Here is a 25,472-nt window from a genome sequence, read left to right as displayed (position 1 = left end):
ATGAGGGGAAGGGGTCCGCGGTGGACCTGTTGGCGCTGCGCTGTTTCCAGGTCGTCGCCCGCCACGAGCACATCAGCCGCGCGGCCGTGGAACTGCGGGTGGCCCAGCCCTCGGTGAGCCGCACCATCGCCCGCCTCGAGTCGGAACTGGGCGTGGAGCTCTTCGAGCGCCGCGGCCGCCGCGTCCGGCTCAACCGGCACGGCGCCTCCTTCCTGCGCCGCGTCGACCGAGCCCTGGCTGAACTGGACGACGGCCGCCGGGAGTTGGCAGACGCGGCGGGCAGCGGGAGCGGCGCGGTGACGGTGGCCGCCGAGACGCTGATGACCGTGACCGGTCTGCTCGCGGGCTTCCGCGGCGCCCGTCCCGGCGTGGACGTCCGGCTGCGCCAGTGCTCCGCCGACGCGATGGCGCATCTGCTCCGGTCGCGCGAGGCGGACTACTGCTTCGCCTCCCGGCCGCTCGCCGGGCCCGGTCTCGAGTCGGTGGAGCTGCTCCGGGAGGAGGTGCTGCTCGCGGTGCCCGCCGGGCACCCGCTGGCCGGACGGGAGGGCGTCTCCATGGCCGTGCTGGCCGGGGAGCCCTTCATCGCCCCAGGTCCGGGGCACTGGCAGCGGGAGCTCACCGACCGGCTGTTCGCCGGCGCGGGGCTGCGGCCCCTGATCGTGTGCGAGGGGAACGAGCCCGGCGCCATCGTGGAGCTGGTCGGCGCGGGGCTCGGCGTGGCCCTGCTCCCGGCCATGGCGCGGGACGCCGGCGGGCGTGCCACGCTCGGCTGGGCGCGACTGGCGTCGCCGGAAAGCCACCGCGTGCTGTGGCTCGTACGGCACCGGGAGGCGTATCTGCCGTCCGCCGCCCGGGACTTCGGCGACTTCGCCGTCGGGTACTTCCGAGAGGCGGGCTAGGTACGGCTGGGACCGCGGGAAGACGAAAGCTCCTGGCAGGGCACCGGGTTCGGCACCCGGGCGCCCGCCAGGAGCTTCCCACCCGCGTACTACGAGATGGTGCAGTACAGGTTGGGGTCACAGCCCTCGAGTTCGGGGAACTCGACGAAGTACGGGTCGTTGTCGTGCATCCGCAGCGACGTCACGAAGCCGGACACGGTGGCTCCGGCACCCTCGTTCTGCGCTCCGGCCATGGAGGCCCGGGCACACACCTCGTTCCACGACGGAATGGAGAAGCGTTCGTCGTTGTAGAGGTGCCAGCTGCCGTTCGCCTCCTTCTTGGCGTACAGGTTGGCGCATTCGGAACCGTACGTCGTTCCGTTGTCCAGCGACTGTCCGCCGCTCTCCTTGGTCGTCGCGAAGGGGTACTCGTCGCACTGGACGCCCTTGGTGTCGGGCGTGGCCAGCGGGTGGGTGTTGCCCTTCAGGGCGATGCCCGCGCCGCCCAGCTCGCAGACGACGGCCCGGTTCCGGTCCGCGACGGTGTCGACGCCCTCCTTGTGGAGCGGCTTGTTGTACTTGGCGCTGCCCGGGTGGCCGGCCAGCTTCTCGCGGATCAGCCAGTAGTAGGCCGCGGCGGCCGGGTACTTCTTGGTGGGGATGGACAGGGTGGGCGTGTACTTCGGGAAGACGCAGCCCTCGCTGTTCTTGGGGAAGAGCGAGTCGCAGCGGATCTCACCGAGGTGGTGCCACATGGCCTTCTTCACGACCTGGCCGTTCGGCACGGTCGCCGCCGTGAAGTCGAGCGAGGAGTACACGTCGATGTTGTTCCAGTCGCCCACCTTGGTGTTGGTCCAGGTGTGGGAGCGCACGCCCTGGGCCATGTGGGTGTCGCCGGGCAGCCAGGCGGTCGGCATGTCCCAGGACGCGGGCGAGGTGTCGCAGTACGGAGCGCAGTCGGACGTCCAGTCCTTGAGCGTCACGGTGCCGAGGCTCGGCGGAACGCTGATCGCCTGCAGGGACAGCATCTCGGTGAAGTACTTGGACTTGCTCTTGGTCTGGTACTCGTGGACCATGGCGAACTCGGCGACGCCGATCGGCGAGCCGTTCACCGAGAATTCCGCCAGTACCGTCGCGACGTTGCAGCTGCCGAGACGTGTGCGCGCGTAGCCGGACACCTTCGCCGGGTCGCACCAGGGCTGCAGGTACGGAGCCGTCGCGACCGCGCGGTTCCCCCGCGCACCGAGGCGCGACTGGTCCTGCTCGGTCATCGGCCGGATCGTCACGCACTCCTGCACACCGCGGCTGCTCGTGGGGCCGCACTGCTTCTTCTCGGGCGCGAGGAACGAGGTCATCCCGTTGGGGTCGACCCTCGGCACCTGGTTCTCGAAGTCGGGTTCCGGCACGTTCGGGTCGGGGTCGGGCATGGAGATCTCGGGCATGTGCGTGAAGTCGCCGGGCTCGAACGCCACGGCGTCCCACGCGACGTCCTCGTCGCCCGTCCCGTTGGCGGTGATGGTCGAGAGACGCACCTCGGGCGCGATGCCGTTGAACTTGTAGGCTCCCAGGCTCACCCAGCGGTTGCCGTCACCGGGCTGGGACATCACGCGCGGGACCCACCCGCTCGCGGTCTTGATCTCGTAGCGGGCTTCCTTGGTCTGCGCGCCGTGGTCGGGCAGGTGCACCCAGACGCGGGCCTCCTTCTCGATGGCCGCGTCCAGCTTCCAGGTGCCCGTGACCTTGAGGCGCTGCCCCATGGGGTCGTCCCGCCGGGTGTGGGAGAAGTAGAAGTGGCCGCCGAAACCGGCGCCGAGCTGGTGGGTGTCCACCTTGCCCGGGTAGGCCGTCTCCGTACCGTTGTTGGAGAACGTGAAGGTGAACGTGCCCATGCTGTCCCAGTACTTGGGGCAGTCGGGCCGGATGGACGGGACGTTGGTGGCGACGTCGTCGACGACGAGTGCGTTGGCCGGCAGGCCTGAGTCCCCGCAGCGCGGCGGATAGGCCGTGCCATCCGCCTCCTCCGGGTACGTGTTGTTGAACCGCAGGAACTCGTTGCCGCAGCTGTAGGAGCAGTCCGACTTCCACACGGCGGACTTGTTCCACCAGCACTTGAAGTCGACGCGGCCGCAGGGGCCGGTGGTGTTGGTGGTGTTGCTCGCGGAGTCGGAGATGAGGTTCGGGAAGCAGTTGTCGGAGAAGTCGCAGAACAGGTCCTCCGGCGGCTTGACGCGCGCACGGTTGTTGAGGGCGCTGCCCGCGACGTTCACGCCGGCCGTGGAGCCGTTCCACCAGGCGTTCCGGAATCCGGCCACCATCTTGCCGGGCGACTCCAGGTAGGCCGGCGGGTGGGCGGCGAAGCCCAGCACCTTCTCGGGATAGGGCCACAGCTGGGGGTGGGCCGCGGCGGTGGCGTCATCGCCTCCCGAGGCGTTCTCCATGAAGGGCAGCCGTCCGGCGTCCCATTCGGGGTTGGCGGGGTTGTTGAACCAGCCGAGGCCCCAGGCACCGCTGTTGGCGTCCGCCTCGCTCTGCGGGTGGAAGCCGGAGTTGTACGCCCACAGGGCGTAGTACCAGTTCTCGATCCGGGACGGGGCTCCGTCGTTCAGCTTCATGCCCGCGGCGCGCGTCTCGTTCCACTTGCCGGCGAGGATCTGCAGGCCGGCGGCCACGTTGGTGGCGTAGTCGAGGGCGACGGCCCGCTGCGTGTCGTAGGGCCAGGCCGCTCCGCCGTGCCCGTCCTCGCGTCCGGCCATGCGCATGTGGTCGGTGACCTGGGTGATGCCGTAGCCGCAGTCGGCCTTGGACCAGTCGACGTCCCAGTCGTTGCCCGTGTCGGCGTCGTACAGGTTGATGCCGTAGTAGTTGCCGATCAGGGGGTTGGCGGTGACGCCGGGCACGGCCGTACGGGCGGCCTGCCACATGTTGGACTCCTGGGAGGCGAGGCCCAGGAGGACCTGGGCCGGGACCCTGCCGCCGCCGTCGAGTGCCGGGTTCAGGAAGAGGCTCTGCGGCTGGTACGCCGGCATGCCCAGGTTCTTCCAGTTGGCGGGCCGGGAGATCTTCAGGTTGAGGTTGCCCGTGATCGCCTGGTCGACGGCCCACTCCACCTGCCGCGGCTTGGGCTGCATGGCCTGGTTGCGCGGATCGTTGCGCGGGACAGAGCAGGTGCGCTCGTCCTCGACCGGGTTGGCCGGGTCGCTCGCCGCCAGGTGCGCCGCCGTGCCGGTGAGCTGCTTGCGGGCCTTCCCGCGCGGTGCGGTGAGGCGCGGTGACGGCTGCTGTCCGTCGGCGGCGTACGGGCTCTGCCGGGCGGTGGGATCGACGGTGAACGTCACCGTACGTCCCGTGGCGGGGACGGTCATGGCGATGTCCACGCTGCGCGGCTCTCCGGCGCTCTTCGGCCGGACGCGCGAGTCCAGGCCGTCGGCCCAGCGCGTCGAGGTGACCCAGGCGTCGCCGTGCGTGGTGACGACGGTCTGCTTGGAGACTCCCGGGAGGCGGCGGACGACGTCGGGCAGCGCGGCCCCCGTCTGCTTCGTGTCGCCGGTGACGTACACGGTTCCGGCGCTGGCGGTGAGACCGGTGGTCGTCAGACGGCCCTCGGCGAGCACCGCGGGCCTCCGTACGGTGCGGGAGGCCTGCGCCGTCGGCGGGTCGTCCGCCCGCTTGACGTGCGTCGTTCCCCGGGCCTTGCCGACGCCCCGGTCGAGGAAGACGACGCCGCCGGCGCGGTCGGCCGCGAGGCGGTAGGGCACGGCGTCGGTGTCGGCGAGGACGCGGCTGCGGCCCTGCCGGTCGAGGGCGACGACGTGTGGTCCGTCCGCCGCCACGACCTGTCCGGCCCGGGCCGGAACCGCCGAGGTGAGCTGCCGCTTCGAGAGGATGGCCGGGGCCAGGGCGCCGGTCGCGGCGTCGACGCCGACCAGGCGCGTGCCGGGCCGGTCGTCGGTTCCCGACTGGGTCAGGACCGCCCGCTCGTCCGTACCGCAGCCGGGGTTGTAGTACGACAGGGAGGCCTGGATGTCGAGCTTGGTGACCTTGCCCGAGGGCAGGTCGACGATGGCGGTGAATCCGCCGCGGGACATCAGCTGCTGGTCGTTCGTGAACGTGCGGGGCGCGTAGACGACGACGGCGCGACGTCCGGAGCCGGTGACGCAGGCGTTGCCGATCCAGGCGTCCGTGTCGAAGCCCGGCTCCGAGAGGGTGGCGGTGGTCCGCCAGGTGTAGCCGTCCTGCTGACGGGCGGTCAGGAGATGGAATCCCCGGGCGTCGCCGGTCGTGGTCCAGGCGAGGTCGCGGGACTCCCGCCACCCCTTGCCGAGGACCTGGTCGCGGGCGGCCGGAGCCACCGTGGCCGGTCCGGCCGCGGCCGGGGACACGGAGGCCGTCGCCGCTTGCGAGGCGGGAGCCGGTGTCGTGGCCCAGGACTGGGTCTGCACCAGTCCGGCGACGAGGACTCCGCTCGCCAGAGCCGCGAGCGGTACCCGGGATCTTCGTATGGATAGCACTGGTCGTTCCTTCTGTGACGAGGCGAAGGGAGCCGCGATCACAGCGCCGGCGCGCGGCCCGTCCCGCATGCGCCGCCTACCCGTGGTCCGTGGTGAGGCGGACGGGCGCACCTCACGGACCCGACGCGTCGCGCGGGTCCGCGAGAACGGGCAGGGTCTGCTCCGTCGTCACTCGGCTCCGTAGAGGGCGACGGCGTCGGCGGTGCTGTCGGCGGCCGTCCGCATGATCGTCGCAAGGCGGCCCAACGGATCACCAACAGCCCGCCAACGAAAGGCACTTACGGTGTCGCCACCGGCTGCTCCAGCTTGCGGCGCACGGCCTCGGCGTCGTCGTGCCGGAGCGATTCGAGCAGCTCCGAGGCCCGTCGCCAGGCCTCCCGGGCAGCCCCGGAGCACCCGGCCGCCTGCTCCGCGTCGCCGAGGTGGTCGAGCGAGACGGCCTCGTCGTAGGCGGAGCCGGCTTCGCGCAGTCCCTCCGCCGCGAGCCGGAAGCAGTGCGCCGCCCGCTCCGGGGCGCCCGAGTCCTGGTGCACCGCGCCGATGCCGTCCCAGGTCAGGGCCAGGCTGCGCCGGTCGCCGAGCTCCTCGAAGACCGCGCGGGCGGCGTCGCACATGGCCAGGGCCTCGGCGTGGTTGCCGAGCAGGGCGTGGACCCGGCCGGCGTTGTTCAGGGCTCTGGCCTCACCGCTCCGGTGGCCCAGGATCTGGAAGAGCGCGAGGGCCCGCTCGTTGTGGCGCAGCGCCTCCTCGGGGCACTGCCGCCGTTCGTACCGCGCCGCGAGGTCGAGATGGACGTCCGCCTGGCCGAGCAGGTCCCCCTCGGCGGTGAACAGGTCGAGTGCCCGGCGCAGATGGGCCTCGGCCTCCGGGGCGCTGCGGCGCAGGGCCGCGCCCAGTTCGCGGTGCGCCTGCGCCCGGGCCTTCGGGTCGCCCAGGCGCTCCGCCGCCTTCAGGGCGACGGTCTGGACGAGCGCCCTGTCCGCCCAGTGCCCGCCCCAGAGCAAGTGCGTCTTCAGTACGTGGGCCAGCTGCCAGCACGCGCGGGCGAGACCGGCCTCACCGGCGCGGGAGACGGTCTGCACCAGGGCCGCGTGCTCGGCCGCGAACCATGCCCTGGCCTGCGTGGCGTCCGCGAGGTGCTCGGGGCGCACGCCCCGTCCGGCCCTCGGGGGCAGATCGAGCGGAACGAGCCGGGGATCCATGAGGAGGGCGCCGCGCTGGGCGGTGCGGAGACAGTGCTCGGTCACGCGTCCGAGCGCGGAGAGCCGGCTCGCCGCGGAGTCGGTCCGTTCGCCGAGCTCCGTCGCGAAGGCGCGCAGGAGGTCGTGGAAGGCGTACCGGCCGTCCGCGTCCTCGGTGACGAGGTTGGCCTGGGCCAGTTCGGTCAGCAGCGCGTGCGCCCGGGGCCGCGGGACGGCGGCCAGGCTGGCGGCCAGGGCAACGGTGAGGCTGGGCCCGGGATGGACGGCGAGCAGCCGGAAGAGGCGGGCGGTGGCGGGGTTCAGCGTCTCGTAGGACCAGGAGAGCACCGCGCGGACGTCGCTGACGGCGTCGCTCCCGGCGAAGGCGTCGAGACCGCAGGCGTGCCGCAGATGTCCGACGAGCCGGCTCAGGGACAGAGTGGGGCTGACCGCCGCACGCGCGCCCACCACGGCCAGGGCCAGGGGGAGCCGCGCGGTCAGCGCGACGGCCTCGTCGACCGCGCGCGGGTCGGCCGAGGCGCGGGCGTGGCCGACGCGGGCGGTGAGCAGCTCGCGCGCCTCGTCGGGCGGCAGCACATCCAGGGTGACGGGGTGGGCGCCTTCGACGGCGACGAGGCCGAGGAGCTGGTCCCTGCTCGTCACGAGGGTCAGGCTGGTCGCCGATCCCGGCAGCAGCGGCCGTACGTGCGCGGCGTCGCGGGCGTTGTCGAGCAGGATCAGCAGGCGGCGTCCGTCGGTCAGCGTGCGGAAGAGGGCGGTGCGGGCCTCCGGGGATGCCGGCATCCGGTCCCTGGGGACGCCGAGCCCCTCGAGGAGCCTCCGCAGGGCGCTGTGCGGTGGGACCGCGGAGCCCTCGGGCCCGAAGCCGCGCAGATCAAGATGGAGCTGCCCGTCGGGGAAGTCCGCGCGGACGCGGTGCGCCCAGTGCACCGCGAGGGTCGTCTTGCCCACGCCCCCGGGGCCCGAGAGCACGATCGGTCCGCTGCCGCCGGGCCGGCGGGCGTCGTCGAGCAGCGCGTCGAGCCGGGCGAGCTCCGCCCGTCTGCCCGAGAAGTAGCGGGAGGTCGGGGGAAGTTGGGCGGGTATCCGGCCTTCGGCGGGCACCGGACCCGGGCGGGCGCCGGCGGTCTGCCCCGGACCCGGTGCGGGGTCGCGCGGGGTGGGCGCGGTCCTGCTCGCGGGCTGGGCGTGGCCGTCGGCGCCGCGCAGGATCTCGGCCAGCGCCTCCTGCACGGTGTGGCCGGGATCCACGCCGAGTTCGTCGGCCAGGGTTCTGCGGAGCCGGTGGAAGACCGCCAGGGCCTCCGCCTGGCGGTCGGTGCGGTGCAGCGCGATCATCAGGTGGCGGTGGAAGCCCTCCCGGAGCGGGTACTGCTCCGTGATCGTGGGCAGCTCGGCGGCCAGGGCCTCGTACCGGCCGAGCCGCAGATCGGCCTCGCAGCGCCATTCGAGGGCGACGAGCCTGGCCTCGTCCAGGGCCTGGAGACCCGGCCCGTACAGCGGACTGTGGCCGAGTCCGGGCAGGTCCGCGAGCGGGTTTCCCCGCCACAGTGCCAGCGCGGACACGCACGCACGGCGTACGTCCTCCCAGTCCTCGCGGAGCCGGGCGGCCCGGGCGGTGCTCAGCAGGTCCTCGTGCGCGTCGCTGTCGAGCGCGCCGTGCGCCACGTCCAGGACGTATCCGGGCGGGACCGACCGGAGGCGGTCCGCCCCGTCCGGTCCCAGCGCCCTGCGCAGCCGTGCGACGTGGTTGTGGAGCGAACTCGCCGCCGTCGCGGGCGGGTTGGTTCCCCACAGCGCGGTCTTGAGCTCGTCGGCGGAGACCACCCGACCGCGCCGCAGGAGCAGGATCCCCAGGACCGTCCGTACCTTCGTACTGCCGATGACCAGAGGACCGGCGGCACCGTGCGCCGTGAGAGGGCCGAGCAGACCGAAACGCATCCGGGGGACTCCTGAGCTCAGTGACCGACGGCCGCGTACGTCGCACACGGGCCGGTCACCGGTTTACGCCACAGTTCGCCCCTTGATCGAATCGGAAGCGCGCGCTCCTGTCCCGCCGGTCCACGAGCTCACCGGCTGTCGGACCAGGGGGAGTTCAGCGGTTCTCGCGCTCGAAGGTCAGCAGCAGGTCGGCCGCGACGCTCACCGCGATCGTGGCGGGTTCCTTGCCGGTGATCCCGGAGAGGCCGATCGGGGTCTTGATCCGGTCGATGGTGGCGGCGTCGTGGCCGCCCTCGTCGGCCAGGCGCCGGCGGAAGCGCGACCACTTGGCGGCCGAGCCGATCAGGCCGATCGAGCCGAGACCCGGGGTCCGCAGGGCGGCGTCGCAGAGCGCCGCGTCCTCGGCGTGGTCGTGGGTCATGATCAGGACGTGGGTGCCGGGTGCCAGCTCTTCGAGCACCTCCTCCGGGAGGAGGGGGGTGTGGTGCACGTGGACCTGCGCGACCGCGTCCGCCGTGAGTACGGCGAGGCGCTCCTCGGCGAGCATCTCGGCCCGGCTGTCCGTCAGATGCAGGTCGATGTCGTGGCGTGCCAGGAGGCGGGCCAGTTCGAGGCCGACGTGCCCGATGCCGAAGATCGCCACCGCCGGGACCACCGGCAGCGGTTCGAGGAAGACGGAGACGGCACCGCCGCAGCACTGCACGCCGTGCCGACCGGTGACCTTGTCGTTCAGGGCGAACTCCATGAGCTCCGGCTCCGCGTCGGACTTCTCGATCAGCTCGCGGGCGCGGTCGATCGCGACGGCCTCGATGTTGCCGCCGCCGACGGAGCCCCAGGCCTCGGTGCGGCCCACGACGAGCTTGGCGCCGGCCTTGCGTGGTGCGTGACCGCGCACGGTCGCGACGGTCACGAGCACGCCGGGTTCCCGGCGAGCTCGCAACCGCGCGACCGCGGCGACCCAGGTCATGTCAGGCATGGCTCAGGGCGTTTGCTTCCGTACGGGGCTCGCCGCCCCGCACGTCGCTCTCACGGGCCGCCTCGATGGCCCAGTACACCGCCTCCGGCGTCGCCGGGCAGGCGAGGTCGACGCTGACGCCGGCGGGCCCGAACGCCGCGGCGGCCTGCCGCAGCGCCTCCCGCACCGAGAACGCGAGCATGAGCGGAGGCTCACCGACGGCCTTGGAGCCGTACACGGCGCCCTCTTCGGTGGCGTTCTCCAGCAGCGTGACGTTGAACTCCTCCGGCATCTCGGAGAAGCTCGGCAGCTTGTACGTGCTCGCCGCCTGGGTCAGCAGCCGGCCGCGGTTGGGGCCGTCGCTGGTGTCCCAGCGCAGGTCCTCGAGCGTCAGCCAGCCCGCGCCCTGCACGAAACCGCCCTCGACCTGACCGATGTCGATCAGCGGCGACAGGCTGTCGCCGACGTCGTGCACGATGTCGACCCGCCGGATGCGGTAGGCGCCGGTGAAGCCGTCCACCTCCACCTCGGTCGCGGCCGCGCCGTGCGCGAAGTACTTGAACGGGGAGCCGCGGAAGCTCTTCGCGTCCCAGTGCAGGCCCTCGGTCCGGTAGTAGCCGGCCGCCGACAGCTGCACCCGCTGGAAGTACGCGGTGTGCACGAGGTCGTCCCAGGCCAGCTCCTTGTCGCTGCCGAGGACGCGGGCGACGCCCTCGACGATGCGGACGTCCGAGGCGTTCCCGCCCAGCTGGCTGGCGGCCACCTGCAGCAGGCGCTCGCGCAGCTGCTCACAGGCGTTCTTGATCGCCCCGCCGTTGAGGTCCGCGCCGGAGCTGGCCGCGGTGGCGGAGGTGTTGGGCACCTTGTCGGTACGCGTCGGGGCGAGGCGCACCTTGTGCAGCGGGATGCCCAGCGTCGTCGCGGCCACCTGCATCATCTTGGTGTGCAGGCCCTGGCCCATCTCGGTGCCGCCGTGGTTGATCAGGACGGAGCCGTCCTTGTAGATCAGGACCAGCGCGCCGCCCTGGTTGAAGGCGGTGAGGTTGAACGAGATGCCGAACTTGATGCCGGTGATCGCGAGCGCCCGCTTGGTGTTCGGGTGCGCGGCGTTGAAGGCCGCGATCTCGCGCTTGCGGTCGGCGATGCCGGCGTCGTTCTGGACCTGCTGCCAGACGGTGGAGATCCGCTCGGCCTGCGTGACCGGCTGGCCGTACGGCGTCGTCTGGCCCTGGCCCGGCTGGTAGAAGTTGCGCTCGCGCAGCTCCATGGGGTCCAGGCCGAGCTGCGGCGCGCAGCGGCCGAGGATGTCCTCGATGACCAGCATGCCCTGCGGACCGCCGAAGCCGCGGAAGGCGGTGTTCGAGACCGTGTTGGTCTTCGCGATGCGACCGGCGACCCGCGCGTTGGGGATCCAGTACGTGTTGTCGATGTGGCACAGCGCGCGGGCGAGCACCGGCTCGGACAGGTCCAGGCTCCAGCCGCCGTCCGCGGTCAGCGTGGCGTCGAGGGCCTGGATGCGGCCCTCGGCGTCGAAGCCGATCTTCCACGTGGCGTGGAAACCGTGCCGCTTGCCGGACATGGTCAGGTCCTGGGTCCGGTTGAACCGGAAGCGGACGGGCCGGCCGGTCAGCTTGGCGCCGAGCGCGGCGATGGCCGCGAAGCCGTGCGGCTGCATCTCCTTGCCGCCGAAGCCGCCGCCCATGCGCAGGCACTGCACCGTCACCTCGTGGGCGGGGACGCCGAGCACGTGCGAGACGATCTCCTGCGTCTCCGACGGGTGCTGGGTGCTGCTCTGGATGAAGATCTGGCCGTTCTCGTCGACCTGGGCCAGCGCCGCGTGGGTCTCCAGGTAGAAGTGCTCCTGGCCGGAGAACTGGAACTCGCCGGTGATCACGTGCGCGGAGTCGGCGAAGCCGGCGTCGATGTCGCCGGTCTCCATCAGGGGCCGGGCGCCGTGGAAGCTCTCGGCCTCGATCGCGTCCTGCAGCGTGATCAGCGAGGGCAGCTCTTCGAGCTCCACCTCGACGGCCGCCGCACCGAGCCGGGCCGCCTCCAGGGTCTCGCCGAGCACCCAGGCCACCGCGTGGCCGTGGAACATGACCTCGTCGGGGAAGAGCGGCTCGTCGTGCTTCATGCCGGCGTCGTTGACGCCGGGCACGTCGGCGCCGGTCAGCACGCGGACCACACCGGGCACGGCGAGCGCGGGCTCGGTGCGCAGCGCGGTGATCCGGCCGTGCGCCTTCATGACCTGGACCGGGTAGGCGTGCAGGACGTCCTTGGTCCGGTAGACCAGGTCGTCGGTGTAGAGCGCGGTGCCGGTGACGTGCAGGCTGGCGCTCTCGTGCGGCATCGATACGCCGACGACGGGCTTCTCGGGACGCTCGGACAGATGACTCATGACGACACCGCCTCGGTGGTCTGGGCGTACAGCTTCTTCAGGCTCTGGCCGAGCATCGCGGAGCGGTAGAGGGCGCTCGCGCGGTGGTCGTCCATCGGCGTGCCCTCGGAGCGCAGCGCACGGGCCGCGGCCTCGACGGTCTCCGCCGACCAGGGCTCGCCCTCCAGGGCGGCCTCGGTGGCGAGCGCGCGGATCGGGGTGGCGGCCACGCCGCCCAGGCCGATGCGCGCCTTGCGGACGATGCCGTCCTCGATGTCGAGCGCGAAGGCGACCGCGACGCTGGAGATGTCGTCGAAGCGCCGCTTGGCGATCTTGTGGAAGGCCGTGACGGGCGACAGCGGCAGCGGGATGCGTACGGCGCGGATCAGCTCGTCGGGGCGGCGCACGCTCTGCCGGTAGCCGGTGAAGTACTCCGCCAGCGGGACCACGCGCTCGCCGTCGGCGTCGGCGAGCACCAGCGACGCCTCCAGCGCGAGCAGCACCGGCGGGCTGTCACCGATCGGGGAGCCGGTACCGAGGTTGCCGCCGAGGGTGGCGCTGTTGCGGATGAGCCGGGAGGCGAACTGCGGGAACAGCTCGGCGAGCAGCGGGACTTCGCCGTCCAGACGGCGCTCGATCTCGGTGAGCGTCACCGCCGCACCGATCTCGATGTGGTCGGACTCGACGCGCAGCTCGCGCAGTTCGGGCAGCCGGTCGATGGCGACCACACAACCCGCGCGACGGGAACGGATGTTGACCTCGACGCCGAAGTCGGTGCTGCCGGAGACGAGCACCGCGTCGGGCCGCTCGCGCAGCACCCGCAGCGCCTCGCCGAGGGTGGCGGGCCGCAGGAACGTGCTGCCGTCCTGGGTGTAGTCGGTGGCGACCGGGGCGGGTGGCTCCTGGTCGCGACGCTGCGCGAAGGGGTCGTCCTCGGCGGGCTCGCCGACGGCGAAGGCGGCGTCGCGGATCGGCCGGTAGCCGGTACAGCGACAGAGGTTTCCGCTCAGCGCGTGCAGGTCGAAACCGTTCGGACCGTGCTCGGCGTCGACGCCGTCGGCGGCGTCCGCGTCCGACTCGCCGTGCGCGCAGCGGTCGGGCCGGTAGTACTCCGACGCCATGCTGCAGATGAAGCCCGGCGTGCAGTAGCCGCACTGGGAGCCGCCGCGGACCGCCATCTCCTCCTGCACCGGGTGCAGCGTGGGCGGCGTGCCGTCCTCGCCGGGCGTGGCGAGGCCCTCGGCGGTGACGATCTCCTGGCCGTCGAGCGCCGCGACCGGCACCAGACAGGCGTTGACCGCCACCCAGTCGGTGGGCTTGTTCACTCCCGGACGGGCGACCAGGACCGAACAGGCGCCGCACTCGCCCTCGGCACAGCCTTCTTTGGTGCCGGTGAGTCCTCGGTCGCGCAGGAAGTCGAGGACCGTCGCGTGGGGCGAAGCCGGTGAGATCGGTGCTTCTTTCCCATTGACCGTGATCCGTGCCTCTACCATGACATGTCCCCATTTCGGTGCACGGTCGATCGGATTAGCCTAGTCGCCATTTAAGGAGCCTTCTATTTCGCTGGCGCAGCTCAAGAACCCGGATCGCACATCACTACGCGGGGAGGCGAATGGATGTGCGCAAACGGTGACAGAAGTCAGATGCCAGAAATCAGATGACAGAAATCAGAAAATGCCGGGGCCACAAGAGGGCACACCGGAAAAGGGCTGCTCAGCAGCCGTGCGCGACACGACCCGGAACCCAGGCGGTCCGCAGAGCGAGGCGGTGCAGGTCGGAGAAGATCGACATCCGACTTCGCCCCCTTTCCACAGCTCACGAGTCGGTGCGCCGAAAGTACGTCGCCGCAGGCCGATCGGTCAAGCCTTCGGCGCCGAAATATGAGACGGCGGTCGCGCCGGTCCGGGCAGGGCCCGGAGACGCACCGTGACGGCTGCCTCTAGGGGGTGTCTTGTCGATCAGGCCGGATCAGGGAGCGGCGTCTGGTGCATGGGGTCTCCCCAGGCCCGCAGGGCCTAGGGGACGCATCGCAAGGCGGAGGAGGGAGTCCATGCGGAGCATCGGCGACCGACGACAACGCGGCGAGGCGCGGTGCCAGGCGTCGCGAGCCCGTCATGATCGACGAGACACCCCCTAGGGCCCCCTGGGGCCTGTCCGGCCCTGATCCTCGGACAGGCCCTAGCGGCGCAACGTCGGCGCGGCGATGACGCCGTTGCCCTCGTCGGAGCAGGACGAGGACTCGACCTTCAGGCGCAGCCGGAGCGCCCCGGTGATCTTCAGGGTGCGGGAGATCGGCTTGCCGAGCTGCACGGTCTCGTTGAAGAGGGCCGGCTGGTCGTCCACGGAGACCACGATGCGGGCCGTCTCGATCTTCGATCTGTCGTCGATGCCCGCGGTGAACTCGAAGGTCTGCCACTCGCGGTTGAGGTCGTACTCGACGTACGCGCCGTTGTAGCAGTCGCCGAGCAGCGCCGTTCCGAACTCCTTGGTATTGATCTTGGCGGGGGCGACCGTGAAGGAGTCGGGCTCGCTGACCGACGACAGCGTGGTCAGGTCCGCCACGGGCACGTCCGGCAGCGAGCCGGGGTCGTACGACGGGCTGCCGGACGCGTCCGGGTCGGCGCTCGCCGTGTCGTCGGGCGTGTCGCTGGGCTCGGACGTGGGGCTCTCGGTGGTCGGATCCGGGGTGGGCTCGGTGGTGGCCGGGGCGGAGCTGGACGGTGCGTCCGCGGGATTGGCGGAGTCGTCCTTCTTCCGGTCGCCGAGCAGCCGGACGCCGGCCACGGCGACGACGGCGATCAGCACGACCCCGGCGACGGCTCCGACGAGCAGCCCGCGGCGCTTGCGGCGCGGCGGCTCGGGCGTGAGCGCCGGCGTGGCCGCGGTCGCGCCGTACTGCGGCAGCCCCGCGGTCGGCATCCCGGCGGCCGGAGCCCCGGTGCCCGGCGGCTCCGGAGGCGCGTACGCCGGTCCGAAGCCGGCCGGGGGCGCGGCGACGACCGGGGGCGGGCCGGCCGGGGGCGGCGGCGGTACGGCCGCGGGGGCCGGCGGGACCGCGTCCTGGACGCCCGCGGCGCGGGACGCGGTGGTCGTGGACGCCACCCCGTGCCGTACGTCCTTCACCCAGGCCGAGAGGCTCAGCGGGCGCCGGTCGGGATCGGCGGCGGTGATGGCGGCGATCCGGCCCTGCTGCTCGGCCGGCAGGGCGGCGATCTGCGGGAGGGCCAGGAACGCCTGCGCCAGCTGTTCGGGCGCGGGCGGCGGGGCCTGCCCGCTGAGCAGGTAGTAGGTGATGGCACCGAACGCGTACCGGTCGGAGCCGGGCGTCCGCTTGCCCTCGAAGACCTCGGGCGCCGCGTACCCGGGGGTGAACCAGACCTCGGCGGTCTGGTGGTCGGCGGTCAGCTTGCTCAGGCCGAAGTCGACGAGCGTGGCCTGGCCGTGCCGGTCGACCATCACGTTGCCGGGCGAGAGGTCGCCGTGGACGACGGTACGGCCGGAGGGGGTGGCCTTGCCCGAGTGCAGCCAGTCGAGGACGTCGGCGAGCTGTTCGAGCGTACGCATCACCTCGCGCCGCTCGGCGGGGGTGGCGAGGGTGCGCTCGTCCCGCCAGTCGCGCAGGTCGAGGCCGTCGACGTGGTTCATGACCAGCACGAGCGCCCGCCCGCTGAGGGTGGCCGCCTCGCCGGGCCGGTGGATGGGCGGCCCCTGGAAGTGCTCCCGTACGCCGACGACGCCGGGCCGGTGGACGAAGCGCAGCAGCTCGGCCTGCTCGTGCCACTTCTGGCTCGCCCGCTCGAAGAGCTCGGGCGTGATCGTCGTCTTCGAGTCGAGCACCTTGACGACGACCGGCTCCGTCCCGCCCGCCAGCTCGATCTCCGCGAGATAGAGCACGGCCTCGCCGCCCCGGCCGATGGAACGCAGCAGGCGGTAGCGATCGGGCGCGGAGTCCGGCCCGATGTGATGTGCTGTGCCGCTCAATTCTCCCCCACGTCACACGAATTGACTCGCGCTCAGCTTGCCGTCCGGCGGTTGCGTGGTCAACCGAACACGGAAAGCTTCCTCGCGGCACCGGCCCGCCCGTCGGTCTCGGCGCCGGGTCCCCGGTGCTCCGCGCCGCGCCGGGGCCCGGCGACAGGACATGCCCCGTCGCCTGAGGTATGCCTTTCACATGGACCCCCGCCGGCGCAGCTCCGCCCCCGGCCGCTCCACCCGGCGCGGCCGGGGGCTGCTGCTCGGCGCGGCCTTCGCGCTCATCGCGGTGGTCACCGTGGTGGACGTCCTGGCCCCTCCGGACGTGCACCTGGGGCCCTTCCTGATCGCCGCGCCCGCGGTGACGGCGTCCTTCGCGGGCCCGCGGATGACGGCCTTCGTCGGTGCGGTCGCGGTCGCCGCCCAGACGGTGGTGGCGGTCGCGCGGACGACCGTCTCGGACCTGAACCACACGTACCAGATCATCGCGCTGGTGCTGATCTCGGTCCTCGCGACCTTCTTCGCCCATCTGCGGGAGCGGGAGGAGAGCCGGGTGACCCGGCTGCGGTCCATCGCCCACGCCGCTCAGAGCGTCGTCCTGCGTCCGCTCCCCCAGCGGTCCGGTCCGCTGCGCATCGCCTCGGTCTACCTGGCGGCCGAGGAGGAGGCGCAGATGGGCGGCGACCTGTACGCGGCGGCCCGTACGGCGCACGGGACCCGGCTGCTGATCGGGGACGCCAGGGGCAAGGGGATGGACGCGATCAGCGAGGCGTCACTCGTCCTGGGCGCCTTCCGGGTCACCGCCCGCCGCGAGCACGAGCTGCCGGACCTGATCGGGCACCTGGAGGAGGGCGTCGGCTCGGCGGAGGAGGACGCCGGGGCGCCGGGGGCGGGAGCCGCGGCCGACGGGGCGGCGGGCACGGGATCCGCGGCCGACGGAACGGCGGCCGGTACGTACGAGGCGTTCGTCACCGCGCTGGTGCTCGACATCCCGGACCGGGAGCCGGTGGTGCGGCTGGTGAACTGCGGCCACCCGCCGCCGCTGCTCCTGCGCGACGGACGGGTGGTCCCGCTCGACTCGGCCGACACGAGCCCCCCGCTGGGGCTCTCCGACGTCCTCTCCCCCGACGTGAGGGTGGAGACCTTCCCCTTCGGCGTCGGCGACGTGCTGCTGCTCTACACGGACGGCGTAGTCGAGGCCCGTGACCACTCGCGCGCCTTCTACCCGCTGGCGGAGCGGCTCACGGCCTGGGCGGGGGACGACCCGCCGACGCTGCTGAGCCGCCTGCGGGCCGACCTCCAGGCGTACGCGGGCGGCCACCTCGGCGACGACGCGGCGCTCGTCGCCGTCCAGCGCCTCGCGCCGCCGCCGTAGCGCGCCGCAGCCGCAGGGGCGCCGCAGCCGCGAAGGCGCCCGGAACCGCCCTACCCGAAGTCGGGGATCGGGTGCCCGGGGGTCAGGGCGGCCGCGATGCGCTGGGTGATCAGATGCGCGGTGTGGCCGTCCCGGCTCCTGGGGCCCTGCGTGGTCGAGACGGCGATGGACAGGCGCTCGGACGGCAGGTAGGCCATGGACGCGGAGTAGCCGAAGAACAGCGGGTGCTGGGAGATCCAGTCGCCGAGGACGAGGATGCCCAGGCCGTCGTGGGTGGCTTCGGTCTGCTTCAGGCACACGTCCTCGGGGCACTTCTTGGTGGCGTGGCCGAGGCCCACCGTCCCGGGGTTCAGCAGTTCCCGGTACGAGGACGGGGAGAGCAGCTCGCCGGAGCCGAGGCCGCCGGCCGAGCGTTCGAGGTCGCAGATGTCGGTGGTCTCGACCGCGCCGGGGGCGGTGGTCCAGGACGGGTTCCAGAAGGTGGACTCCTCGTAGAGCCCGCGGTCGGAGTCGAAGGCGTGCAGGACCGGTTCCGGGATGTCGGGCGTGAAGGAGTTGCGGGTCTCGCGCAGCCCGAGCGGACCCGTCACCTCCTGCCGGATCAGGCGGTCCAGGCGGGTCCCGGTGATCTTCTCGAGCGCGGCGCCGAGGAGAACGAAGTTGGCGTGGGAGTAGCTCCAGTTGGTCCCGGGGGCGTACCACCGGTCCTCATGGGTCGCGAGGTCCACCACCTCGTCGGCCGTCCACTGGCGGAACGGGTTCGCGCCGACGGCCTTCTGGAACGCGGGGAGGCGGACGTAGTCGACGAGGCCGGTGGTGGACGCGCCCAGCATGCGCAGGGTGATCTGCCCGGCGTGCGGGAGGCCGGGCAGCCAGCGCTCGACCGTGTCGTCGAGACCGACCCGGCCCTGGTCGACCAGGCGCAGGAGGGCCGTGCCGAGGTAGCTGATCGCGATGTTGCCGTTGCGGAAGTGCATGGCGGGGTCGGCCGGGACCCCGGTCATCGACTCGCCGAGCGCGGTGGTGATCACCTCGCGGCCGTTGACGGAGACCCGCAGGATGACGGACTTGAGGTCCATGTCCTTCCTGGCCTTCTCGGCGATCCGCAGGATCTCGGCGGCCCGGCCGTGGTGGGGCGGTCGCGAACCGGTGCAGGGCCGGTGGTGGTGACCGTCCTCGCCCGTCGCGCCGCCGGCGCTCGTGACCGGGGCGGTGAGGGCGACGAGCGCGGCGAGTGCGCCGACGAGGGCGAGGCGCGACCGCGAGGTGGTACGGGCTGGTGTCATGGCCGGAGTATCGGCCGGGCCCCTTCGCGCGGCGGCCCAGCCACTCGCCGAGCCGCGCGATCATCACTCGTCAGGCGTCGCAATCTGATCAGTTTCTTTCAATTTCAGATCACAATTCATCTCTTCATGATTCTGAATTGATTGATGGAGGCTTCCCCTCCATCGAGGTCACATGTCAAACCCGAACTGACTATGCTCCCCACATGTGTTGCGATGCGCTCACAGCGAGTCATGAACGCTGAATCAGGCGCCTCAGTCCGCTCATTTCCAGACTGTTTAGGGACCCCCTTGATGGTTCGTGCAGGTTCGACTTCCAGAGCCCTGCCGCGTGCAGTGGCTCCGGTTTGGCTCATCCCTCCCGGAACCCTGGCCGTCGCCCTCGCCATAGGGCTGCTCTTCTCCCCTGCGCAGATACGGTCACCGCTCGCCTGGTACGGAGTCGCCGCGGTCGCCCTGACGGTCGTCACCTCGGCCGTGACCGTGCGCCGGCTGCGGTCGGCGGAGGCGGTCCGGTACGCACGGGCGTCCGCCGACACACAGGAGTACTACGCGGGGCGCGAGGCCGCGCTGCTCGGGCGCCTGGCCGATCAGCGGTCCACCACCGTGTGGATGGCCGAGTCGCTCCTCCCGGCGGCCGTCGCCCGCCTGAAGAAGGGCGAAGCCGCCTCGGAGATCCTGCACTCGGCCGCCTTCGGGGAACACCTCGACCCCGACTTCGCCGAGGCGCTCCGGGAGGCCCTGCGGGTGCTCCTCGAAGCCGTGGAGACCGAGGAGAGCACCCGGGACTCCTCCCAGCGGGCCCTGGTGGCGGTCGCCCGCCGGATGCAGGCGATCGTGCACCAGCTCGCCAAGGACCTGCACGCCATGCAGATCCAGCACGGCACGGACCTCGTGGTCTCCCGCGGCCTGCAGGGCATCGACCACCGCAACGCCCTGATCGGCCGTCTCGCCGCCAGCATCGCGGTCCTCGGCGACGCCCGGCCCGGCCGCCAGTGGTCGAGGGCGATCCCGCTCTACGACGTGCTGCGCGGCGCCATGTCCCGCATCGTCGACTTCCCCCGCGTGAAGCTGCAGTCGGTGACGGAGGTGGCCGTGGTCGGCCCCGGCGCCGAGCCACTGATCCACCTGCTCGCCGAACTGCTCGACAACGCCACCACGTTCTCGCCGCCGCACACCCCGGTCGAGGTGACCGCGAGCGAGGTGCCCACCGGCGTCGCGATCGAGATCGAGGACCGCGGCGTCGGACTCACCGAGGAGGTCCGGCAGCGCATCGAGCGCGTCATGGCCCAGGCGGCACGGGGCAACCTCATGTCGGGCCTGGGCGAGGTGACCCAGCTCGGCCTGCCGGTCGTGAGCCGGCTGGCCCGCGAGCACGGCTGCGTGGTCGATCTGCGCACCTCCGCCTACGGCGGCGTACGGGCCGTCGTGCTCGTCCCCCGGCGCCTGATCACCACGGTTCCCCAGCCTCTCCTGCGGACCCGGCAGCCCGTCCGCAAGCACCCCGGCGGCCCGATCCGTACGCGGCCCCTGACGGCGCCCATACCGGTGCCGGCACCCGCACCGGCACCCGCACCGGTACCCGCGCCCGCCGTCCCGGCCGATGCCGCACCGGACGCCGGCGAGGCCGGCACGACCGTCAACGGCCTCCCCCGGCGCCGCCGGGAGTCACCCGTACCGACGCCGCTCGTCCGCACGCCCCCCGCGCCCGGCACGGCTCCGCCCGTCCCCCGGCGCACCTCCGGAACGCCGACCCCCCAACCGGGTCTGATGTGGGAGGCGTTCAACGGCGAGCGGCGAACGGCCGCCGAACCCACCACCCCACCCAGCCAGCCGTCCGACAGCGAGCCGTCAGATGAGGTCGATTAACATGCAGCCACTGCCCAACATCGACTGGATGCTCACCGAGCTCGTGGGCAGCGTTCCGCACGTACGGCACGTCGTCGTCCTGTCGTCCGACGGCCTGTGCATCGGGCAGGCGAACACGGCTGCCGACACCGCGGACGCCATCGCGGCCGCCTGCTCCGGCATCCAGAGCCTGGCCAAGGCCATCGCGCAGATGTTCCCGCACGGGGACGGCTCGACGCGGATGGTCGGGATCGAGGCCGACGGCGGGTACTTCTCCATGATGGCGGCCGGTCCCGGGGCGTACCTCGCGGTGCTCGCCGACGCCGAGGTGGACGCCGGGCTGCTCGGCGACCGCATGCGGACCCTGGTCGTGCGGATCGGCCAGCACATGACCAGCCCGCCCCGTGATGACGTCCGGCAGGCGATGTGACATCGGAGAACCAGTCCCGCTGGGACGAAGGCACTCCCGTTCCGCTCTACGTCATTACCGGTGGCCCGGAGTCCCTGGCCAAGGCGTTCGACCTCGTCACGCTGATCGCGTCCAGGGCGCAGCCCGACCCCGCGACGCAGCCCGAGCAGGCGGCGATCCTCTCGATGTGCGAGTACCCGCTGTCGGTGGCCGAGGTGTCCGCGCACCTCAGCCTGCCGTTCAGCGTCGTCACCGTGTTGCTGTCCCAACTCGTCGCGGACGAACGTGTCGAGGCCATTGCACCCGTGCCCGTCGCGGCGTACCCCGACCGCGGCCTACTGGAGGCGGTGATCCATGGACTACGTAAGCTCTGACGCGCCCGCGCCGGGCGCGGGCGGCACCGACCTGCTGCTGCCGCACGGCTCCCGAGGCGTCAAGGTCGTGATCGTCGGCGGCTTCGGCGTCGGCAAGACGACCATGGTCGGTTCGGTGAGCGAGATCCCGCCCCTGACCACCGAGGAACGCATGACCCAGGCGGGCGTCGGGATCGACGACAATCCCGGCGTCGCCGGCAAGAACACCACCACGGTCGCGATGGACTTCGGCCGGATCAGCATCAACCGGGAGCTGATCCTCTACCTGTTCGGGACCCCGGGACAGGAACGCTTCTGGTTCCTGTGGAACGGGATCTTCGAGGGCGCGCTCGGCGCCGTCGTCCTCGTCGACACCCGCCAGATCGAGGTCTGCTTCGAGGTCATCACCCGGCTCGAGGACCGCCGGGTCCCGTTCGTCGTCGCCGTCAACGCCTTCCCCGACGCTCCCCAGTACCCCGTACCAGAACTGCGCACCGCACTGGCCCTCAGCGAATCCGTCCCCATCGTCACCTGTGACGCACGTGACCGGGCGTCCTGCCGTGACGCCCTGCTCTCGCTGATGGTCTACCTGTGCACCCTCGCCGCCCAGGAGACCGCATGACCGTCCCACCCTCCGAACACACCGCCCTCGCCGCCGAGTCCTCCCCGCCACCGGGCTGCCCGGCCCACACGGCCACGGGACCCGACGGAGCCACGCGGCTCTACGGCGACGTCGCGGCGACGGACCCCATGGGTCTGTACGAGGAGCTGCGCGCCAAGCACGGTCCCGTGGCGCCCGTGCTGCTCGACGGCGACGTCCGCGCCTGGCTCGTCCTCGGCTACCTCGAGAACCGTGACGTGGCCACCCGCTCCACCCAGTTCTCCCGCGATCCCCGGGTCTGGCACGGCTGGACGAGCGGGGAGATCGACCCCGCCACCTCGCCGCTCGTGCCGATGATCGGGTGGCGTCCGGACTGTGTGTGCGCGGACGGCGAGGAGCACCAGCGGCTGCGCGGCGCGGTCACGGCCGGCCTCGACCAGTTCGACCACCGCGGCGTCCGCCGTCACATCACGCGCTTCGCCCACCAGCTGATCGACGGGTTCTGCGAGGACGGCGAGGTGGAGCTGGTGGGCCAGTTCACCGAGCACCTGCCGATGCTCACCCTCACCCGACTGCTCGGCATGTCGGACGAGTCAGGACCCGCGCTCGTGCACGCCGCCCGGGACCTCTTCAAGGCCACCGAGACGTCGCTCGCCAGCAACGCCTACGTGCTCGAGTGCCTGGAGAAGCTCGTCGTCGAGAAGCGGGTCCGCCCGGGGCAGGACATCGCGTCCGCGCTGCTCGCCCATCCGGCCGGCCTCACCGACGAGGAGGTCAAGCACCACCTGCGGCTCATCCTGCTCGCCGGCTACGAGACGACCGCCAACCTCATGTCCAACGTGCTGCGCATGGTGGTCACCGACCCGCGCTTCCGCGGCTCGCTCGCCGGCGGCCAGATGACGCTGCCCGAAGCGGTGGAACAGGTCCTGTGGGACGAGCCGCCGCTGATGGTGTGCCCGGGCCGCTGGGCCAACAGCGACACCACCCTCGGCGGGCAGCGGATCAAGGCCGGGGACATGCTGCTGCTCGGCCTGGCCGCCGGGAACGTCGACGAGACGATCCGCCCCGACGCCGCGGCGCCGGTGCACCACAACCGGGCGCATCTGTCCTTCAGTGCCGGCAACCACGAGTGCCCCGGGCAGGACATCGGCCGCATCATCGCCGACACCGGCATCGACATCCTCCTCACCCGGCTGCCCGACATCGTCCTGGCCGTCCCGGAGGAGGACCTCAGCTGGCGCTCCACCACCTGGGCCCGGCACCTGACGGCGCTGCCGGTGACCTTCGCCGCCCGTCCCCCCAGGGCCCCGGACGTCCCGGCGCCGCTGCCGGCCCCGCCCGCGCAGAGCCCCGGCCTGCCGTCGGCGGAGCCGTGGCCGGAGACCGGCCCCGCGCCCGCGCGGCGACCGGCGTCCCGGGCCCCGTGGTGGGCGCGTCTCGGACGACTGCTGCTACGGCGATAGGCGCGCCACGGCGGACGGGGATGCCGGCGAGCCTTCGCCGGCATCCCCGCGGTGCTGCTCCGGGACCGAGGCGTCGGCGGGTACGTAGCGGGGCGCCCCGGTGTACCAGGCGTGGAGTCCGGACAGGAAGCCGCAGGCTCCCCGGAGCCATGCCTCCAGCTCGTCCCGCTCGTCCCCGTCCAGCCCGGACCGCCGGACCAGCAAGGGGAGTTCGCCGTGTCCGAGGCGCTCGAAGTCGCGCAGCCGGGCGTTCACCAGGTGGACGGCGGCGGGCACGGCCTCGTGGAGGGGGATGCCCAGGGACGTTCCGATGACGACGACGAGGTTGTTGACGTCGTGCTCCTCGTGGACCTCCCGGTCGTAGGAGGCGATGTCGTTGGCCAGGCCCATGACGTCCATGAAGGCGTCGAGCAGGCCGCGGACGACACGGGTGTGCCGGATCTTCTCGGGTATTCGCGCGCCGGTGGAGAGTTCGACGGAATAGGGGGCGGTATAGGCGGCGAAGCTTTCTCGCCGGAATGGCGCGTACTCGATCAGATCGGGAACGCGGCCACTGAGGCTGTTGGCGAGTTCCAGTACTCCGGCGTCGATGTATTTAGCCAGGGCACTGTTGAACTCGCGCCGCCAGTGCGCCAGTCTGGGCGGGAAGAGATTCCGCTGCAGATCCGCGATTCCGCGCTCGACGGCGTTCACGGGCTCCGGTAAAGGCGCGCCGGGCTCCGGCTGCAGGAAGGAGTGGAGCCGGGCGGTGAATTCCAGCGCGGCGGGGAGGTCGCCCGTCCGCTTGAAGGTGGCGGCGAAGTAGTCGTCCCAGGCCAACGCCCAGATGTTGAAGCGGTGGTTGAGGCTGAGGTCGGCCGGTGCGGCGTCGGGGAGGGTCCAGGCGGTGAGCTGGTCCACGGTCATGGCGTGGAACTGCGACCGGGTCCAGATCGCCCGGCCGGCCGACGGCCCTTCGTCACCGTCCAGCATGCCCATCTCACGCGCCCAGGTCTCGCTCTCCGCACGCAGCCCCGGCAGATACGGATTGCCCCGAACCGGATAGGGCATCCACAGCTCCGGGAGCTCGACGGCACTCACGGTCATGACGGATCAACCTCCTTCTCCCCGACGATCGGGCCGACGATCAAGCCGGCGATCCGAGCTACAGTCCCACGACCACTGCCGGTTGCCTATGCCACTGAGGCCGGACCATTCCCCTGATGAGTCCTGCCAAACCCGCCAACCTGGCCGATTCGCACTCTTTGGCAACGCGGGTGTGCGCATGAGGTCAGTGGGTCCCACCTGGTGAGACGGGTGCACAACACGCCGCCCCACCACCGGTGGGACGGTGGCGGGGCGGTCGGGGCGGACGGCGCGGCGGCAGGTCGGCCGACTCCCTTGTTACGCCAGTACGTTGAGGGCCGCGGGCCGTACCCGCAGGGTCACCGGGAGGGTCGCGTCGACCTCGCCGTCGGCGCCGTACGGGAGGGGGCGGTCGGCCTCGATGCGGATCTCCTTGCCGCGCAGGATCTCGACCTGGGGACGGGCGACGTGGGCGCCCGTCTTGAGCTCGTTCATCATCGCGAAGAAGAGGTGCTTGGGCGCCTCGTTGATGACGACGACGTCGAGCAGGCCGTCGTCGACGCGGGCTCCGGGGGCGATCTTCCGGCCGAAGCCGTAGAAGCCGGAGTTGGCGGCGATCACGGTGTAGCCGGTGCGCTCGTGGCGGGTGCCGTCGACGGTGATGCGGTACGCGGCGGGCCGCCAGCCGAGGACGGCGCGCAGACCGCCGGCGTAGTACGACGCGGCGCCGCGCAGCAGCCGGGAGTTGTTGGCGTGGCGGTTGGCGACCGCGTCGACGCCCGCGTACACGCTGCCGAGGACGCGGATCCGCGGGTGCGCCGCGGACTCGACCTCGATGGTGTCGACGGCCCGCGGCTCGCCGTGGAGCAGGACCTCGGCGAGCCCGGCGGCGTCGGTGGGCAGCCCGAGGGCGCGGGCGAAGTCGTTGCCGCGGCCGGCCGGGACCAGGCCGAAGACGGTGTCCGTGCCGCTGAGCGAGCCGCCGATGCGGCCGGCCATGCCGTCGCCGCCGACGGCGAGGACGACATGGCCGCGCGCGCCGGCGTCATGCGCGAGCTCCTGGGCGTGCTCCAGGCTGCGGCTGTAGACGGTGTCGAGCCGTGCGCCCGCCTCCCGCAGCAGCCGGGCCAGCGGGAGCAGGCCCGCCGTGCCGCTGGAACCCCCTGCGGTGGGGTTGACGACGGCGGTGAACTGTCGCATGGAGCATGCCTCCGGACGGCGGGAAAGGGACGGCAGGAG

At 72.1% G+C, this 25,472-nt stretch carries 16 protein-coding genes; 7 read left to right on the top strand and 9 right to left on the bottom strand.

What is annotated here, in order from left to right; all coding sequences use genetic code 11:
• Nucleotides 1-20 precede the first annotated feature (20 nt).
• Nucleotides 21-902, top strand: coding sequence for a LysR family transcriptional regulator (locus ACIRSU_RS10645; RefSeq protein WP_403790656.1), 882 nt, complete (start codon nucleotides 21-23; stop codon nucleotides 900-902).
• A gap of 89 nt (nucleotides 903-991) precedes the next feature.
• On the opposite strand, the gene ACIRSU_RS10640 is transcribed toward ACIRSU_RS10645, so the two are convergent.
• The 6 genes from ACIRSU_RS10640 to ACIRSU_RS10615 form a co-directional block, all read right to left on the bottom strand.
• Nucleotides 992-5,389, bottom strand: a complete 4,398-nt coding sequence (locus tag ACIRSU_RS10640) for a hypothetical protein (RefSeq protein ID WP_403790654.1) — start codon at nucleotides 5,387-5,389, stop codon at nucleotides 992-994.
• Between the two features lie 278 nt (nucleotides 5,390-5,667).
• Complete coding sequence (locus ACIRSU_RS10635) at nucleotides 5,668-8,532, bottom strand: AfsR/SARP family transcriptional regulator (protein WP_403790652.1); 2,865 nt, start codon at nucleotides 8,530-8,532, stop codon at nucleotides 5,668-5,670.
• Between the two features lie 154 nt (nucleotides 8,533-8,686).
• The gene (gene xdhC, locus ACIRSU_RS10630) at nucleotides 8,687-9,499 is read right to left on the bottom strand and encodes a xanthine dehydrogenase accessory protein XdhC (protein ID WP_403791473.1); all 813 of its coding nucleotides are present in this window, start codon (nucleotides 9,497-9,499) and stop codon (nucleotides 8,687-8,689) included.
• A gap of 1 nt (nucleotide 9,500) precedes the next feature.
• Nucleotides 9,501-11,885: a xanthine dehydrogenase molybdopterin binding subunit gene (gene xdhB / locus ACIRSU_RS10625; protein ID WP_403790650.1), complete on the bottom strand. Its 2,385-nt coding sequence runs from the start codon at nucleotides 11,883-11,885 to the stop codon at nucleotides 9,501-9,503.
• A complete protein-coding gene (locus ACIRSU_RS10620; RefSeq protein WP_403790649.1) occupies nucleotides 11,882-13,357 on the bottom strand; it encodes a xanthine dehydrogenase small subunit in 1,476 nt (491 codons plus the stop codon). The genes xdhB and ACIRSU_RS10620 overlap by 4 nt, the downstream gene beginning before the upstream one ends.
• 685 nt (nucleotides 13,358-14,042) lie before the next feature.
• Entirely contained in the window at nucleotides 14,043-15,845 is a 1,803-nt protein-coding gene (locus ACIRSU_RS10615) for a protein kinase (protein WP_403790647.1), read from the bottom strand.
• Nucleotides 15,846-16,035: 190 nt separating this feature from the next.
• Between ACIRSU_RS10615 and ACIRSU_RS10610 the strand changes: the two genes are divergently transcribed.
• On the top strand, nucleotides 16,036-17,211 hold the full coding sequence (locus ACIRSU_RS10610) for a PP2C family protein-serine/threonine phosphatase (RefSeq protein ID WP_403790645.1): 1,176 nt from the start codon (nucleotides 16,036-16,038) through the stop codon (nucleotides 17,209-17,211).
• Nucleotides 17,212-17,261: 50 nt separating this feature from the next.
• Here the strand turns inward: ACIRSU_RS10610 and ACIRSU_RS10605 are convergent, their stop codons facing one another.
• Complete coding sequence (locus tag ACIRSU_RS10605) at nucleotides 17,262-18,497, bottom strand: serine hydrolase domain-containing protein (protein WP_403790644.1); 1,236 nt, start codon at nucleotides 18,495-18,497, stop codon at nucleotides 17,262-17,264.
• Nucleotides 18,498-18,830: 333 nt separating this feature from the next.
• On the opposite strand from ACIRSU_RS10605, the gene ACIRSU_RS10600 reads away from it, so the two are divergent.
• From ACIRSU_RS10600 to ACIRSU_RS10580, 5 genes are read left to right on the top strand one after another with little or no spacing between them, the layout of a single operon-like run.
• Entirely contained in the window at nucleotides 18,831-20,363 is a 1,533-nt protein-coding gene (locus ACIRSU_RS10600) for a sensor histidine kinase (RefSeq protein WP_403790642.1), read from the top strand.
• A gap of 1 nt (nucleotide 20,364) precedes the next feature.
• Nucleotides 20,365-20,772: a roadblock/LC7 domain-containing protein gene (locus ACIRSU_RS10595; RefSeq protein ID WP_403790640.1), complete on the top strand. Its 408-nt coding sequence runs from the start codon at nucleotides 20,365-20,367 to the stop codon at nucleotides 20,770-20,772.
• The gene (locus ACIRSU_RS10590) at nucleotides 20,769-21,125 is read left to right on the top strand and encodes a DUF742 domain-containing protein (protein ID WP_403790638.1); all 357 of its coding nucleotides are present in this window, start codon (nucleotides 20,769-20,771) and stop codon (nucleotides 21,123-21,125) included. The genes ACIRSU_RS10595 and ACIRSU_RS10590 overlap by 4 nt, the downstream gene beginning before the upstream one ends.
• Nucleotides 21,106-21,726, top strand: a complete 621-nt coding sequence (locus tag ACIRSU_RS10585) for a GTP-binding protein (RefSeq protein ID WP_403790636.1) — start codon at nucleotides 21,106-21,108, stop codon at nucleotides 21,724-21,726. The genes ACIRSU_RS10590 and ACIRSU_RS10585 overlap by 20 nt, the downstream gene beginning before the upstream one ends.
• On the top strand, nucleotides 21,723-23,168 hold the full coding sequence (locus ACIRSU_RS10580; RefSeq protein WP_403790634.1) for a cytochrome P450: 1,446 nt from the start codon (nucleotides 21,723-21,725) through the stop codon (nucleotides 23,166-23,168). Before ACIRSU_RS10585 ends, ACIRSU_RS10580 begins: the two co-directional genes overlap by 4 nt.
• Here ACIRSU_RS10580 and ACIRSU_RS10575 read toward each other — a convergent pair.
• Both ACIRSU_RS10575 and ACIRSU_RS10570 read right to left on the bottom strand, forming a co-directional pair.
• Nucleotides 23,157-24,254, bottom strand: coding sequence for a hypothetical protein (locus ACIRSU_RS10575; protein WP_403790632.1), 1,098 nt, complete (start codon nucleotides 24,252-24,254; stop codon nucleotides 23,157-23,159). The genes ACIRSU_RS10580 and ACIRSU_RS10575 overlap by 12 nt on opposite strands.
• 297 nt (nucleotides 24,255-24,551) lie before the next feature.
• Nucleotides 24,552-25,433: a diacylglycerol/lipid kinase family protein gene (locus ACIRSU_RS10570; RefSeq protein WP_403790630.1), complete on the bottom strand. Its 882-nt coding sequence runs from the start codon at nucleotides 25,431-25,433 to the stop codon at nucleotides 24,552-24,554.
• Nucleotides 25,434-25,472: the final 39 nt, after the last annotated feature.

The organism is Streptomyces sp. NPDC101160, from assembly GCF_044768205.1.
Lineage (GTDB): Bacteria > Actinomycetota > Actinomycetes > Streptomycetales > Streptomycetaceae > Streptomyces.
The sequence above is the reverse complement of the archived record's forward strand: the minus strand, read 5'-3'. Positions and strand labels throughout refer to the sequence as shown.

Excerpts from the sequence above, each read along its gene's own strand:
- ACIRSU_RS10635 (WP_403790652.1), bottom strand. The coding sequence starts at position 8,532 with ATGCGTTTCGGTCTGCTCGGCCCTCTCACGGCGCACGGTGCCGCCGGT.
- xdhC (WP_403791473.1), bottom strand. The coding sequence starts at position 9,499 with ATGACCTGGGTCGCCGCGGTCGCGCGGTTGCGAGCTCGCCGGGAACCC.
- xdhB (WP_403790650.1), bottom strand. The coding sequence starts at position 11,885 with ATGAGTCATCTGTCCGAGCGTCCCGAGAAGCCCGTCGTCGGCGTATCG.
- ACIRSU_RS10620 (WP_403790649.1), bottom strand. The coding sequence starts at position 13,357 with ATGGTAGAGGCACGGATCACGGTCAATGGGAAAGAAGCACCGATCTCA.
- ACIRSU_RS10610 (WP_403790645.1), top strand. The coding sequence starts at position 16,036 with ATGGACCCCCGCCGGCGCAGCTCCGCCCCCGGCCGCTCCACCCGGCGC.
- ACIRSU_RS10605 (WP_403790644.1), bottom strand. The coding sequence starts at position 18,497 with ATGACACCAGCCCGTACCACCTCGCGGTCGCGCCTCGCCCTCGTCGGC.
- ACIRSU_RS10595 (WP_403790640.1), top strand. The coding sequence starts at position 20,365 with ATGCAGCCACTGCCCAACATCGACTGGATGCTCACCGAGCTCGTGGGC.
- ACIRSU_RS10585 (WP_403790636.1), top strand. The coding sequence starts at position 21,106 with ATGGACTACGTAAGCTCTGACGCGCCCGCGCCGGGCGCGGGCGGCACC.
- ACIRSU_RS10580 (WP_403790634.1), top strand. The coding sequence starts at position 21,723 with ATGACCGTCCCACCCTCCGAACACACCGCCCTCGCCGCCGAGTCCTCC.
- ACIRSU_RS10575 (WP_403790632.1), bottom strand. The coding sequence starts at position 24,254 with ATGACCGTGAGTGCCGTCGAGCTCCCGGAGCTGTGGATGCCCTATCCG.
- ACIRSU_RS10570 (WP_403790630.1), bottom strand. The coding sequence starts at position 25,433 with ATGCGACAGTTCACCGCCGTCGTCAACCCCACCGCAGGGGGTTCCAGC.